General features: G+C 46.0%; 12 protein-coding genes. 5 read left to right on the forward strand and 7 right to left on the reverse strand.

The features are described 5' to 3' along the window. Positions 1-163: 163 nt before the first annotated feature. Positions 164-1873: a glycoside hydrolase family 30 protein gene (locus A1OO_RS00785; RefSeq protein WP_017005176.1), complete on the forward strand. Its 1710-nt coding sequence runs from the start codon at positions 164-166 to the stop codon at positions 1871-1873. A gap of 77 nt (positions 1874-1950) precedes the next feature. On the opposite strand, the gene A1OO_RS00790 is transcribed toward A1OO_RS00785, so the two are convergent. After that, complete coding sequence (locus A1OO_RS00790; protein WP_139124441.1) at positions 1951-3105, reverse strand: Acg family FMN-binding oxidoreductase; 1155 nt, start codon at positions 3103-3105, stop codon at positions 1951-1953. An 83-nt stretch (positions 3106-3188) separates the two neighbouring features. Here A1OO_RS00790 and A1OO_RS00795 point away from each other — a divergent pair, with 83 nt between their 5' ends. Together A1OO_RS00795 and A1OO_RS00800 are read left to right on the forward strand one after the other, a co-directional pair. Continuing rightward, positions 3189-3653, forward strand: coding sequence for a MarR family winged helix-turn-helix transcriptional regulator (locus A1OO_RS00795; RefSeq protein WP_017005178.1), 465 nt, complete (start codon positions 3189-3191; stop codon positions 3651-3653). Positions 3654-3811: 158 nt separating this feature from the next. Continuing rightward, positions 3812-4447 carry a 3'-5' exonuclease gene (locus A1OO_RS00800; RefSeq protein WP_016958989.1) on the forward strand — a complete coding sequence of 212 codons (636 nt, stop codon included), beginning with the start codon at positions 3812-3814 and terminating at the stop codon, positions 4445-4447. 116 nt (positions 4448-4563) lie between these two features. Here A1OO_RS00800 and A1OO_RS23705 read toward each other — a convergent pair whose 3' ends face one another. Both A1OO_RS23705 and cspE read right to left on the reverse strand, forming a co-directional pair. Continuing rightward, positions 4564-4773 carry a hypothetical protein gene (locus tag A1OO_RS23705; RefSeq protein WP_016958990.1) on the reverse strand — a complete coding sequence of 70 codons (210 nt, stop codon included), beginning with the start codon at positions 4771-4773 and terminating at the stop codon, positions 4564-4566. Positions 4774-5015: 242 nt separating this feature from the next. Then, entirely contained in the window at positions 5016-5228 is a 213-nt protein-coding gene (gene cspE, locus A1OO_RS00810) for a transcription antiterminator/RNA stability regulator CspE (protein ID WP_016958991.1), read from the reverse strand. Between the two features lie 519 nt (positions 5229-5747). Between cspE and A1OO_RS00815 the strand changes: the two genes are divergently transcribed. After that, on the forward strand, positions 5748-6656 hold the full coding sequence (locus A1OO_RS00815) for a sensor domain-containing diguanylate cyclase (RefSeq protein ID WP_017005180.1): 909 nt from the start codon (positions 5748-5750) through the stop codon (positions 6654-6656). Positions 6657-6698: 42 nt separating this feature from the next. Here A1OO_RS00815 and A1OO_RS00820 read toward each other — a convergent pair whose 3' ends face one another. Then, the gene (locus A1OO_RS00820) at positions 6699-8132 is read right to left on the reverse strand and encodes a sensor domain-containing diguanylate cyclase (protein WP_017005182.1); all 1434 of its coding nucleotides are present in this window, start codon (positions 8130-8132) and stop codon (positions 6699-6701) included. Positions 8133-8781: 649 nt separating this feature from the next. Here A1OO_RS00820 and pykF point away from each other — a divergent pair. Further along, the gene (pykF, locus tag A1OO_RS00825; RefSeq protein WP_017005184.1) at positions 8782-10194 is read left to right on the forward strand and encodes a pyruvate kinase PykF; all 1413 of its coding nucleotides are present in this window, start codon (positions 8782-8784) and stop codon (positions 10192-10194) included. 183 nt (positions 10195-10377) lie between these two features. On the opposite strand, the gene ilvN is transcribed toward pykF, so the two are convergent. The 3 genes from ilvN to A1OO_RS00840 all read right to left on the reverse strand — a co-directional run bounded on the left by ilvN (position 10378) and on the right by A1OO_RS00840 (position 14928). Further along, complete coding sequence (ilvN, locus tag A1OO_RS00830; protein WP_016958995.1) at positions 10378-10875, reverse strand: acetolactate synthase small subunit; 498 nt, start codon at positions 10873-10875, stop codon at positions 10378-10380. Continuing rightward, positions 10875-12593, reverse strand: a complete 1719-nt coding sequence (locus A1OO_RS00835; RefSeq protein ID WP_016958996.1) for an acetolactate synthase 3 large subunit — start codon at positions 12591-12593, stop codon at positions 10875-10877. The genes ilvN and A1OO_RS00835 overlap by 1 nt, the downstream gene beginning before the upstream one ends. A 538-nt stretch (positions 12594-13131) precedes the next feature. Continuing rightward, positions 13132-14928 carry an AMP-dependent synthetase/ligase gene (locus A1OO_RS00840; RefSeq protein ID WP_017005188.1) on the reverse strand — a complete coding sequence of 599 codons (1797 nt, stop codon included), beginning with the start codon at positions 14926-14928 and terminating at the stop codon, positions 13132-13134. Positions 14929-14998: the final 70 nt, after the last annotated feature.

Below are 14998 nucleotides of genomic sequence, written 5' to 3' on the forward strand. Positions count from 1 at the left end.
AATTAGAGTGAACAAGGTATATGTATGGGTTGAATTGAGTGTTGAGAGACAACCTTGCGAATCAAAAAGAAAGCGCTTTCATTGACTCACTAGTAGGTAAGGTTTCTCCTTTATATCCACTGAAATTCTGAGTAGGCACTTTTACGGAACACGGAGTAACGACATGGAAGTGAGAACGCTCTCTGCAGTTTTTATCGCATTGTCCTCAGCGATGATGTTTTCCTGCACATCTGAATATGACAAGGACAAACCATTGATTCAGAACAACAGTAAACATTTCGGATTATCCTCTACGACTGAAATCCTGCTCACCAGCGAAGCTGGCGACAAGATGTCGTTGATGTCGAACCAAGCCTTTACCACAGAGACGGCGAACGGCACGCAGATCGTGATCCAACCTGATGTTATTAAGCAGACCATTTCAGGTATTGGCACGTCATTCACTGAGTCTTCAGCTTTTGTTCTGGCTCACCTTTCTGTCGATAAACGACAGGAAGTGATGGAAAAACTTTACGCTGACACCGGCGCTAACTTTTCTTTGACTCGAACCCCTATCGGTTCGACGGATTTTTCTGTGGAAGGAAAGCTTGGATATGCGGAAGTTGAAGGTGATAGCGAGCTAAAGCACTTCACTATCGCGCCGGACGGCGATGGTTTTTCTAAGGCGAAGTATCCCGGTATTCAAGATGAGTCGTTTGATGTACTGCCTATGATCCACGAGGCAATGGCCATCAAAGCAAAACAAGATGACAGTACATTAAGCATCATTGCTTCCGCATGGACTGCGCCGCCATGGATGAAAGACATCGAGACATGGTTTATTCCGGGATCGAAAGAGAACGACTGGCAAGGTACAGGCGGCTCGCTAAAGCCGGAATATGTGTCAACCTACGCCGATTATCTGTTGAAGTACCTTGAGCATTATAAAGAAGCAGGGGTTGATATCTGGGGCTTAACACCTGTGAATGAACCCCACGGTAACAGCGGCAACTGGGAAAGCATGCACTTCACCGCGGAAACCCAGAATACTTTCATTAAAGAGTTCCTTGGTCCGAAGTTAAAAGAAAGCGCTTTTGCTGATACTCGCGTTTTGATTTACGATCAAAACCGCGATCACTTAGAGCATTGGGCTGACGTTATCTTGGGTGATCCTGAAACCGCGCCTTTTGTTTACGGTTCTGCGGTTCACTGGTATTCAAGCACAGTGGATGTTTATGAAGGTGCGTTAGAGCGTGTTCATAACAAATATCCGGGCTTTTCAATTATCCACACGGAAGGCACCATCGATGATCTTGGCAAACCCGCGCCAAAGGGTATTTTAGATCCAGAGAAGTTTCAGGAATCTGGCTGGTTTGATAATGATGAATTCTGGTGGAATGAAAACGCGACCGATTGGGCGTATACGGCAACGTGGGCACCGAACCCAGAGAACCACCCTATCTATACGCCAGTTCATCGCTATGCGAGAAATATCATTGTCAGTCTTAACCACTGGATGGACGGTTGGATAGATTGGAATGCGGTGCTTGACCACAATGGTGGTCCAAATCACGCGGGTAACTTCTGCGGTGCGCCAATCATGATCGATGTGGAAAATGATTATGTTTACTACACGCCGATTTATGACGTGCTGGCGCAATTTAGCCGAACGATTCGCCCTGGCGATAAAGCCGTACAGGCCGATAAGTTTTTGGACGGCCTAGCGCATGATGACTTGCATGCGAGTGCGACGATTAACAGCGATAACCTGTTAAGTGTGCAATTGCTGAATACCACCAAGCAGCCCATCGAGTTTGATTTGGTCATTGGTGCGCAGAACGCGCAAATCAATATCCCAGCCAATTCCCTGCAAACCGTTCGCGTGCAACTGTAAGTAGACGCCGAACGGTCCCATCAAGCATTGGTAATAAAATGCTTGATGGGATTGAAAGGCAATACATCATGCCCTAATTAGGCATTGATGATCAGATCGTTAACTTCTCGCCTCGGTGATTCCGTGTTTTGTTTCGCTTTTCCAAGCCGAAATACCATCTGCACCGTTTCCGCTTCGGGCACACCAAAATACTGCTTAAATTCCATCTGCAATGGCAGCATGTCTTTGTACTCTTGCAAAATTTGGCTCATCGGGTGTTGGGCAATCCCCATCGTTGCTGTCAGCAGGTTAATGCGATTGTATAAGCGACCAACTTCGACCTGCGTTTTACGCGTATTGTTTTTGCTAACGAGCAGTGCGAAGTGGTGTGTGCTGTTGGTAACGGCTTCCGTTAACTTGATACCTTCTTTACCAAAGCTGGCCGGATCGCTCTCCGCCGCGCTTCTGGTGACAAAGAATGTTTCTGCCATCCAACGTTTTACGCCTGTCACGCCACTTTGTGGAAGCCCAAAACCATCTCGATATTGGGCGTATTCTTTGTCATTGAAACGGAACATGCCAATCGTCTCCATGCTTCTGTCTGCGTTCTGCTCTTCAATGAACATGGCTTGATTTAAGAAACCGCGCATTGCCTCTTTAGCGTTGTCGTCTTGCACCAATTCGATACGGTAATCTCCATCTGTCGCGATGTTGACTATCTTGTTCAGCTCTACATCCTTCAACATTTCATTGGTGTATTCGGTCTTGGTCGATTGCCGAGTGATCAAGTATGGGAACAGCGGATCTGGCGTCACGCTTTCATCGAGTTGAAGTGTGATTGCCGCAACGGGTTTGTTTTCGAGTTCTTCGTTGCTGTATTCACCAAGAGGAAAATATTGAACATTCGCTCGAATACCAAAATGGCTGGCGGCAATGGCGAGGCTTTCGATAAATGTGCCCTGGCCAATGTGAATTTGACGATGAATAGGATCAGTTTCAGGGAGAAGCCTGTCGCTATCGACGAAAAGTAATATCGTGTCCTTACCTTCAAAGGCAACTTTCCATGGCTGAATGTTGTGTGGATTAGGACATAACATCGCATAGCTGATCAGGGTTTTCCGAATATCTGAATAGGTATGAGTGGGTCTAAATGATGTAGACGTTGCACCCGACACTTGGCTTACAACAACAGGTCCCGCTGCTAGAACAACTGCACCTGCCCCCATCACTTTAATGAATTTCCGTCTATTCACCGCTATCCCCTTTTTTTATGCTCTGTTAAACTACATTCCATGGAATAAATATACATTCCACGGAATATTTATCAAGAGGTTTGATGCATATGTTGACAGAAAAGCAGGGATTGTCCTTTAAGATAATGATTTCATTAGGGATCATAAATCAACTTTCCGATGCGTGGCTGAGTAAGGCACTTGAGCCTTGCGGGTTAAACCAATCACAGTTCAATTTACTGAATCACTTTTCGCACCAGCCAGAGCGAGAGCAGACCATTAGTCAGCTTGCTCAGGTGATGCAAATGAACCAGCCAGGGCTAACCAAAGTCGTCAATAAGCTCGCAGAGCAAGGGCTCGTTGATATTAGAAAAGATGATGCGGACGGCAGGAAGAAGTGGATCAAAATCAATGCGGATGGTCTTGCTCGTGTGCAATCTGCTTTCGCCAGTTTTCTTCCCGTGATTAATCAATGTTTTGACCAGTGGGAAAACGATGAAATGCGCCAAATGCTTCAACACACAGATAAACTAAAAGCGTGGCTGGACAATAACAGAGACGCATCATAATGCTCACTACGACAACGCGATCCTCAACGTAAAACGAGAGTGCTTTCAAACCAGCGCTGCGCCTGTCGGCCTACAAATTCTCGTTGAGCAAGCATCTTGAGATTGATTGGGTATATACTCCCACCGTTTTCCTTTCATGTATTAACAAGGTCATTTTCATGTCATCAACACTTGCACATACACCCGCGCACAGCGTTATCGTGCTCGATTTCGAGACCACTGGCTTATCACCCAATATGGGCGACAGAGCGATCGAGATTGGTGCGGTAAAACTGGTTGATGGTGAAGTTGTTGATACGTTTCAGGCGCTCATGAACCCAGGCTTTCGGGTCAGTAGCTTTATTGAAGGGTATACCGGCATCACCAATAACATGCTGCGTACGGCACAGCCTTGCGCTGAAGTCATGGCACAGTTTGGGGAGTTTATTGCGGGAAGTAATCTTGTTGCACACAACGCGTCATTCGATAAACGCTTTTTGGATGCAGAGCTAGAGCCGCTTAATGTCGGCTATTCCGGCCAGTTCGCTTGTTCGATGCTGATTGCACGGCGTCTTATTCAGGATGCGCCCAGTCATAAACTTGGCGAGCTGGTTCGGTTTAAACGTATTGATCATGATGGCGTCTTTCACCGCGCATTGGCGGATGCTCAAATGACCGCAAAGCTATGGATGCTTATGCTCGACGAGTTGGATCAGCAGCACATTCGCAACCCTGAGTTTAGGTTGATGCAGACGATCAGTAAGACGAGTAAACAGGCGCTTGACGGTGTGTTTCGAAAAGTACGGGGAAGTTAGAGCGATACTTGGTGATTATCGATGGGTGTCAGTCTGACGACAAGATCGAATTTCTGTATAAGTCTCGCTCTCTATGCGTTTTTAGCGGGGCGGTTATCGCTGAAATGCTTAAAGCATTAATGTACGGTAAAATCACCGACAACATTGCCACTCGGCTCAATGATTTTTCCTGAGCATGTTTTGTCACAGTATTCGAAATCAATATTACGATTAGTCGATGTTATCTTTGGCAATATGTGCCTTTTTAAAACGTCACTGTTTAGCTGATGTATTTCTGCGTTCCAAGATGCGTTTTCTTGTTCTAAATGGAAATCAATTTTTAGCATTATTCACTCGTTGTTATTAATTGTTTTTTTTCACGTGACAATTGGTACCAGTGTCGTTGGCGTGTTGTTCTACGGGACATAATATTCCTTATTATTTTCTACAGGTTCGCTTCAGCACATACTGAGAGTATGTGACGCGTTTAGAAAATGATTTTATTGGGTTATTCGGGGAAAACTGAAAGGTCTAATGACGCAACATGATCAATATTCGTTGTCACAGTGCGCCATTATGCATCGCTAAATTATAGCGCTGCTACTTCACTAGCTTGCAGGCCTTTAGGACCATCTTCTACGTTAAAGCTAACTTTTTGACCTTCGGCTAGGGTTTTAAAGCCATCAGAAACAATTGCATTGAAATGAACGAATACGTCCTTTCCGCCATTATCCTGAGTAAGGAAACCAAAACCTTTCGCTTCGTTGAACCATTTTACTGTACCAGTCGTTTTAGCAGACATAGTGACCTCTATTTTTTATATATGTATGAATTATTTAATGAAGGCTGATAATGAAAGCTATTGAATGTTCGATGAAGACAAATTTGACGCAGAATATTAAACGAAGGGTATCGAGAAGTAGCTGAGAAGAAACTTATACTAAATGTAGCATTAACAACTCTTTTCTAAGAGCCAGCCATCACTATACCGTGCAATTTTAAAATAGCGAGATTTATTTTCTATCGCGTTCAAATCCCCCTTCAACAAGCCGCCTGAGTAATGATGATAGGATTTCCACATCGTTATAAAGGGCTTTTACGTCTGTCACGAACGGTCGCTAGCATTCACCCGACAACTTCATTGTCTCATTATCAATTCGATTCACTATATAGTCAGCCGTTACATCTGTAGATATGCAACACACTCATCTCGACATCGAGAAAAACATGACAATAATCCCAACTTCTTGAAACACATCGCAGTTTACACATGGATAAATGATAAGTTTCACACTCTTTTGACTAATACCTTGCCCATGCGATGCCAGATTTCAAAGACATTTTAGATATTCATCCTAACCCTTGTGTGATCCACATCGATTTCGTACCTAAGTACGCGAACAATGCGTTTGCGAAATTTAGTGGCATGTCGAACGCCCAAGAGGTGTTGAATCTAGAAAGTATTCGAGTGTTATTTGAAGATGACCACTGGCCTGAGGCACAGCGTCGCTACAAGCATGCCATTGAAACAGGCACACCGACCCCACCCGAAGTCATCAATCACACTGATTTGAAAGGTAATCCGATGATTGCGGAAATCACAGATAAAGTGATTGATTGGTTCGGTGAAAAAGCAATGTGTACCTTCGTGAGTGTGGTAACCGATCAGGTATTCCGAGAGCGTACATTAAGAGACATGGCCAATCGGGATGATCTCACGAACCTTTATAATCGTCGTTACTTGCTCGATTTGTTCAATGAACGCAATGCCACGCCTCAGCGCCGCCAATACCTGGCGATGGTCGATATTGATCACTTTAAACGTATCAACGATAGCTTTGGTCACCCCGTTGGCGATCTTGTCCTGAAGCAACTCGCACGTATTATCGAGGAGTTCACCGAACCAGAAGAGTGTGCTTTTCGTTTAGGTGGCGAGGAGTTTGCGCTACTTATTTGGGCTGATGATAGGCAAGACGTTTGCGCACGCCTCGAAATGTTGCGCGGTCGAATTGAAGATTTAACCGTCCGTGTCAGTCATTTAAATAAGCAGCCTCTGGCTATAAATGTCACCGTTTCCATCGGTGCCACTGAAATCAGCGATGCGGAAGGGTTTATTTCTGCCAGTTTACGCGCAGATAAGTCTCTCTATATTGCGAAGGAGTCTGGGCGTAACCAGGTCATCAACAATGACGCTGACGATTCAGCGCCAACACCTTGCTTACCTGACTGATTTACACATTGGTGAGCTAACACACAGCAACCACTCGGCACGTTAACTCAATACACCGAATGCATGGTGCTGCTTTCCCTCGCTCGACAGCGATTTCGTTTTCACACTATTCCGCCCTGCTGCCTTTGCCAAATACATCAATTTATCCGCTTGGTGGATCAGTGAATCCAGCGATAAATGTCCTCGTTTTGTATCTACCAATACAGCACCTATCGATGCATTCACCTCCAATCCCAACTCGCGTTGCGAAGCGCTAGGGACAAGACGACAACGAATGTATTCGGTGACTGCGTCGAGATGATGCCGGTTTTTGACCTCCAATAATAAGCAGAATTCTTCGCCGCCTAAACGCGATAACGCGATGCCTTCTTTCAGTGAGTGTTCAAATGCTTTGCCTAGGCCGATCAGCACTTCATCACCTTTCCTATGACCGAAGTTGTCGTTAATTCGCTTGAAATGATCGACATCTATCATTAACACCGCCAGTTGTCGGCTTTTCATCAATGCCTTTACTTTTCGGCCTTCAAACATTTTTTCAAGCCCACGACGATTCAACAGCCCGGTCAGCGAGTCCGTGAATGCATACGCTTCCAACTTTTTGTTGAGTGCCTTCAGGTCGCGTGTTTTTCGCTGAACCGTTTGGCGAAGCAGGACAATATAACTAAATGTCACCAAAGCGATCAAAACTAACCCTAAAGGCCAAACCCATCCAGGTACCGTAAACACATGACTCGTGTTCAGCCATTTCTGCTCAATGCGCGTAATTTCTGTCTGTGGGATATTCTTCATTCCCGCGATAATTTCGTCTCGCAACGCTTCATTGTCTTCTGGCACCGCGGCGTAAATCATCTTGGTATAGAGAATATCAATAGGTATGAACTGATAAGGATCAGTCCGTTGTGATAAGTAGTAGGTCGCGACTTGAGTATCGAGCAACATACGATTTACTTGGCCGTTGAGTCCTGCCTCTATTAGTTTGGCGTTGTTATCAAAGCCCACCAACTTGACCAACGGATATCGCGACTTTAGGTACTCTTCTTCGTATCCACCTCGCACCACACCGATTTCCATCTCAGGCAGAATATTTGGCGTTTTCAGTTGCTCACTGTCGTTAGCGATATAAAGGGAAGCCGATATTTCGAAAAGTGGTAGCGTGTAATCCAGAAAATGATCGCGAGATGATGAATACAGTAACCCCGCATGCACTTTCCTTCCCCCTTGAGCGACATGTTCTAAGGAGTCATTCCAATCAGAGAGTATAAATTCGACGGGCACCTGATTCACGTCTCCGTAAAGACGCCAATAGTCCACGAGCAACCCTTTAGGCTCACCATCTTCTACAAATGCAAACGGTTTCCAACTGTGTGAATTGGTCACGGTTAGGATATTTTCGCCAACCGTAGGCATCGCAACACTGGCCGACGTCCATAAAACTATGGCCGCGGTTAAAGCCAGCGTAACCAATTGATGATACAAATGCATTCCTTTGAAATGTGCCAGCTTGGCGAATAATTTGATAACATTGTCGCAAAGTTTAAGCGAGTCCCCCTACCCTGATTATCCTTTGAATGGCGATAACGAGAAGTGTCTCGGTTTTTGTGTGAAACTTTATGAGAAAACCGAATATCAACAAGAATAATGTAGTTAAGTTTCATGTAAATACTGGGAGAATAACGCGCTAAATGCCTATTCTTCACCGCATTCATCTCTTCAATCCTCAAGGTTTACGGCTCTTTGCTGAATCGTTGCCAGTTAGTGATCTACCTCATTTTATGTGGTAAATTTACGGCCCTTGAGCGCGGCACTGTACCTGTATCATTTGAGTGGATGATGGAATGAAGGTAGGAAATACTCTTTATCCATTGCCTGCGATCAAATTTCCGCCACATAAACAATGTATACTGTGTCCGCTTTCATGAGTGAGTTGTGTTGTCCAAGCGATAAACACCGTTTGGACAACACAATTACTGTGTCATGAATCTGTATTAACGCTGTAAGAGCATAAGGCAATCTTATTGCTCACTACGTATTAGCTTGTTGTTTTATTACAGACATCGAGCGTGAATAATCGTGATTACAGCAACAATTGTCCCTTGGTTAAAAGCTCGACCGGAGAGAACCCTACATGAAAAAGACCAAAATCGTTTGTACGATTGGACCAAAAACTGAATCAGTAGAAATGCTGACCAAGCTAGCTGATGCTGGCATGAACGTAATGCGTCTGAACTTCTCACACGGTAACTTCGACGAACACGGTACGCGTATCGCGAACCTTCGCGACGTGATGAAGAACACTGGTAAGCAGCTAGCAATCCTGCTGGATACCAAAGGTCCTGAAATCCGCACCATCAAACTAGAAGGCGGCAACGACGTTGCGCTAGTTGCAGGCCAAACGTTCACTTTCACTACTGACGCATCAGTAGTGGGTAATTCAGAGCGCGTTGCTGTGACTTACACGGGTCTTTCTCAAGACCTGAACGCTGGCAACATCATCCTTGTTGATGATGGTCTGATCGAAATGGAAGTACTGGAAACCACAGAAACTGACGTTATCTGTAAAGTACTGAACAATGGCGATCTGGGCGAAAACAAAGGCGTTAACCTGCCAGGTGTTTCAGTTAACCTTCCTGCATTGTCTGAAAAAGACAAGAGCGACCTAGTATTCGGTTGTGAGCAAGGCGTTGACTTCGTTGCGGCTTCTTTCATCCGTAAAGCATCTGACGTTAAAGAAATTCGCGAAATCCTTGCTGCTAACGGCGGCGAGAGCATCCAAATCATCTCGAAGATCGAAAACCAAGAAGGTGTAGATAACTTCGACGAGATCCTTGAGCTGTCTGACGGCATCATGGTTGCTCGTGGTGACTTGGGCGTAGAAATCCCTGCTGAAGAAGTTATCTTCGCGCAGAAGATGATGATTGAGAAATGTAACCGTGCACGTAAAGTTGTTATCACTGCAACTCAAATGCTGGATTCAATGATCAAGAACCCACGTCCAACTCGCGCTGAAGCGGGCGACGTTGCGAACGCCATCATGGATGGTACTGATGCAGTCATGCTTTCTGGTGAAACCGCTAAAGGTAAATACCCAGTTGAAGCAGTAACCATCATGGCACAAATCGCTAAGCGTACTGATTCAGTACTGAAAGCTGAGCTAGGTTCACGTCTAGACAGCGCTCGTCTACGCATCACTGAAGCAGTATGTAAAGGCGCAGTAGACACCGCTGAGAAGCTGGGTGCTCCATTGATCGTTGTTGCAACTGAAGCGGGTAAATCTGCACGTTCAGTTCGTAAGTACTTCCCAACTGCAAACATCATCGCAGTAACGACTAACGCGAAAACTGCTGCGCAACTTTGCTTGAGCAAAGGTATTACGCCAGTGGTTGTTGACCAGTACGAGAGCACTGACGAGTTTTACCGTCAAGGTAAAGAAATCGCTCTAGAATCAGGTCTTGGCACGAAAGGCGACATCGTTGTTATGGTTTCTGGCGCACTGGTTGCTTCAGGTACGACTAACACTTCTTCTGTACACGTTCTGTAAGAGACGTTTACTGAAGCTGAAAAAGGAGCCGATTGGCTCCTTTTTTTACGCCTAAAGAAAAGTAACAAGATGAGAGATGCTTTTTGCTCTTACTCTTGAACTTTCCTCACAAAAAAACCGACGGCGTTTCCACCCTCGGTTTTTCTTATTAAACAGCGCTTATCGAGCTTTGGCTATCAGCGATTACTGACGTAATGCTCGCTCACCGCGTGCAATACCAACAACACCACTTCGTGCGACTTCGATGATGTCAGTGACGTCTTTCATTGCTGAAATAAAAGCGTCAATCTTGTCGCTCGTACCCGCTAGCTGAACCGTATACAGCGAATTGGTCACATCAACAATCTGACCACGGAAAATATCAGCGGTGCGTTTCACTTCTGCACGTGCAAAACCCGTTGCTTTTACTTTTACCATCGCCAGTTCACGTTCAATGTGATCAGATTCGGTCACGTTGCTGACTTTGAGTACATCAATGAGCTTATGCAGGTGCTTCTCAATTTGCTCTCGTTCAGAGTCTCTCACCACCGTCGTGGTAATGTTAAGACGAGACAGCGTTGGATCATCTGTCGGTGAAACCGTCAAAGATTCAATGTTATAACCGCGCTGAGAAAACAAACCAACAACACGGGACAATGCGCCTGGCTCGTTCTCCATCAAAACCGATAAAATACTGCGCATTATGTTCTCTCCGTCTTACTCAACCACATTTCATTCATCGCACCGCCTCGTACCAGCATTGGGTATACGTGCTCGGTTTCATCAACGCTGATGTCGAAAAAGACCAATTTGTCTTTCATCGCCAATCCACGCGCCAGCTCACTTTCCAGCTCAGCCGGATCGTTAATGCGAATACCTACATGACCATAGGCTTCTGCAATGGCCGCGAAATCAGGCACCGAATCCATGTACGATTGTGAGTGACGACCTTGATAAATCATGTCTTGCCACTGCTTCACCATACCGAGGAAGCGGTTGTTGAGGTTGATAATCTTGACGGGAATATCGTATTGCAATGCGGTCGACAGCTCCTGGATATTCATCTGGATACTGCCATCACCAGTGACACAAATCACTTCTGCATCAGGAAGCGCGAATTTCACGCCCATGGCTGCAGGCAGGCCAAAGCCCATGGTGCCAAGACCACCGGAATTGATCCAGCGACGTGGCTTGTCAAACGGGTAGTACAGCGCCGCAAACATTTGGTGCTGACCCACATCGGATGCCACGTAAGCATCACCATTCGTCAGCTTATAGACGGCTTCAACGGCCTGTTGCGGCTTAATGCGATCACTTTTGGTTTCATACGCCAGACACTTACGATCACGCCACACATTGATGTTGCTCCACCATGCGTCAAGCGCTGCAGCATCGTTCGTGCCGCCTTGCTCGGTCAGGAGTCTCAGCATGGTGCTAAGTACCGCATCTGCCGAACCAACAATCGGGATATCCACCGAGATCGTTTTCGAAATACTCGATGGGTCGATGTCGATATGCATGATCTTGGCATTCGGACAGTATTTTTCGACGTTGTTGGTCGTCCTGTCGTCAAAACGCACACCGATGCCGAAAATAAGATCGGAATTGTGCATTGCCATGTTGGCTTCGTATGTGCCGTGCATGCCAAGCATACCCAGCGATTTGTCACCCGTACTCGGATAAGCTCCCAAGCCCATCAGTGTACTGATAACCGGAATATTTAACGTGTCTGCCAGCGTTTTAATTTGCTCGCCACACTCAGAGATAATGGCACCGCCACCCACATAAAGAACCGGCTTTTTCGCCTCAAGCAGGGCTTTTAAGCCACGCTTGATTTGTCCTTTGTGACCCGTGGTCGTTGGGTTGTAAGAACGCATGGACATGCTTTCCGGATATTCATACGGAAATTTATTGGCAGGGTTCAGCATATCTTTTGGCAGGTCAACAACCACTGGACCCGGACGGCCAGTCGATGCGAGATAAAAGGCTTTTTTGATGATTTTCGGAATGTCTTCCGCATTTTTCACTAGATAGCTGTGTTTTACGATAGGGCGTGAAATCCCCACCATGTCACATTCCTGGAAAGCGTCATTACCAATCAGGTTACTCATCACCTGACCGGAAAGCACGACCATAGGAACGGAATCGTAATACGCGGTAGCAATACCTGTAATCGCGTTGGTTGCACCTGGCCCTGAGGTGACCAGTACCACACCCACTTCACCGGTTGCACGGGCATAACCATCAGCCATGTGCACTGCTGCTTGCTCGTGACGAACGAGCACGTGCTCTATATCGCTTTTTTCGTGTAGAGCATCATAGATATCCAGCACTGATCCGCCTGGATAACCAAAAATATGTTTTACGCCCTGGTCGATCATTGAACGAACGACCATATCGGCTCCGGATAACATTTCCACTATACGCCTCCATGTATGCATAGTATTAGGACTTATTTGTAGCCTATTGATGAGACTCGGCATTTACGACTTACTTGCCAATTTCCCATGCCAGCTATGCCTTTGATTCCGGTAGTAACAAGAATCAAAACAGCACTGCAACTTTAACGCTTTGTTAGCAAATCTGTCTATTGGTTAACCGAAATTCCCAGTAAAACTCTATCTGATGAACTTTTCATCAGCAAAGACTCTGTTACAGCCTACTATGACAGCATCTACCGCTGAATTAAGACCCATTGACAACATTTAGTGTTCGAGAGTCAGCCTTTTGTTGACGAGCAAAACGCCATTTTTGGCAAGTTAGAACCAAAACCGGCTCAAGTCGTCCGTAAAGTGCCATTAATTGGCGATCGTATCATGAATAAGACAGCATGAAACACACGGACATTCCCTGCCATAAAGCCAGATAAAACAAAGCCCAGCGGAAATTCACGCTGGGCTTATTTGCTGTTTAGACTCAAGCAACATCAAGATGCTTGTTTGCCGTATGCAATCCGAATTACATGTGCTTCTTATACATGGCTTCGATTTGCTTTTTATAACGCTCAAGAATGACTTTACGGCGCAATTTAAGCGTGGGTGTTAATTCACCGTTTGTCATCGAGAATTCTGACGGCAACAAAGTGAATTTTTTCACCTGTTCAAACTTCGCCAACTCTTTTTGTAGCTCGGTGATCCGCTTTTCAAACATTTCGACCACGTCGCTGTGTTTAATCAGATCCATGCGATCGTGATACTTAATGTTGAGTTCTTTCGCCCAGCCTTCCAGTGTTTCAAAACACGGTACAACCAAGGCAGAAACAAAGTGACGCGCATCTGCAACCACGGCAATTTGCTCAATAAAGTGGTCTTTACCCAGCTTACCTTCAATCACTTGCGGCGCAATGTATTTGCCACCAGAGGTTTTCATCAGCTCTTTGATGCGGTCGGTAATAAACAGATTACCCGCCGCATCGATATGTCCCGCATCCCCAGTTTTTAAATAACCGTCTTCCGTAAAGGTTTCGGCCGTTTCTTTTGGCTTGTTGAAGTAGCCACGCATGACCATTGGACCACGAACCAGAATCTCATTGTTTTTGCCAATCTTCACTTGCGCGCCAGGCATCGCCAATCCGATAGAATCCGCGTCAAACGTCGCGCTGTCCCAGCATGAAACCGTCGCCGTGGTTTCGGTCATGCCGTAACCCAGTTTGACGTTGATGCCAATAGCGTGGAAGAAACGACCAATGGTTGGTTCAAGTTTTGCGCCGCCACACGGCATCATCTTAATTTGACCACCCAGCAGTTGGCGCAGTTTGCTCAGTACCAGTTTGTCTGCCATGCGGTAGCTTGCTTGTAGCAAGGCTGACGGCTTTTTGCCCTGCTGAATGCTCGTTGCCATTTTATTACCAATGGCAACAGCGGCATGGAACATGCCTTTTTTCACTGGGTTCGCCGTTGCCACTTTTTCGTGGACTGCGCTATAAATTTTCTCGTAGAACCGCGGTACCGCACACATGACTGTCGGCTGTACTTCTTGCAGTGCTTCACGAACAGCATTGGTATTCGACAAGTAGCAGTTGGTTGCGCCGTTATGCAACACGAATAGCGTCCAACAACGCTCAAACACGTGGGACAATGGCAAAAAGGCCAATGACACTTCGTTTTCAGAGATAGATAGTACTTTGTCGTGACTTTCAAGCTGGGCAGCAAAGTTCGCGTAATCTAACATCACGCCTTTTGGCTCGCCTGTCGTGCCCGAGGTATAAATCAGCGTCGTCAAATCATCCATCGCAGCATCTGCAATGCGCGTTTGAAGTTCTTGCTCAACGTTATCGTTGCCAAGAGCCATGAATGCTTCCCAGCTCATCCCCATTGGGTGGCCAGCAAAATCCACGTTCTCATTAAAGCTAATAATGTGCTCAAGCGCCGGACATTGCTCTGCAATCGACATCGCGATATCTGCATGAGTTTGGTCACCCACAAACAGCACTCGCGCACCCGCATCCTTTAGGATATAGGCCGTCTGATCTGGCGTGTTGGTTGGGTAGATAGGCACAGGCACACAACGAATTTGCAGGGCTGCCATGTCCGTGATGGTCCATTCTGGACAATTGTTCGCGAAAATAGCGATCTTGTCCTGCACAGCCAGTCCTGATACCAACATTGCACGCGATATATCGTCGATGCGCTGACCAAATTGACGCCAGCTGATATCGCCCCAACCTTTCGCTGTTTGGAAACGCAATGCGGTTTTATCTCCCTGCGCTTTTACCTGCTCACGGATACGATTAACGATATGAAATTTCAGCGCCATTCAATTCTCTCTCAGCACATCTTATGCCCCGCAAGCACACCTTGCGAAACATCAAAAATATGAGCTAACA

Origin of the sequence: Enterovibrio norvegicus FF-33, assembly GCF_000286835.2 — a bacterium.
Lineage (GTDB): Bacteria > Pseudomonadota > Gammaproteobacteria > Enterobacterales > Vibrionaceae > Enterovibrio > Enterovibrio norvegicus_A.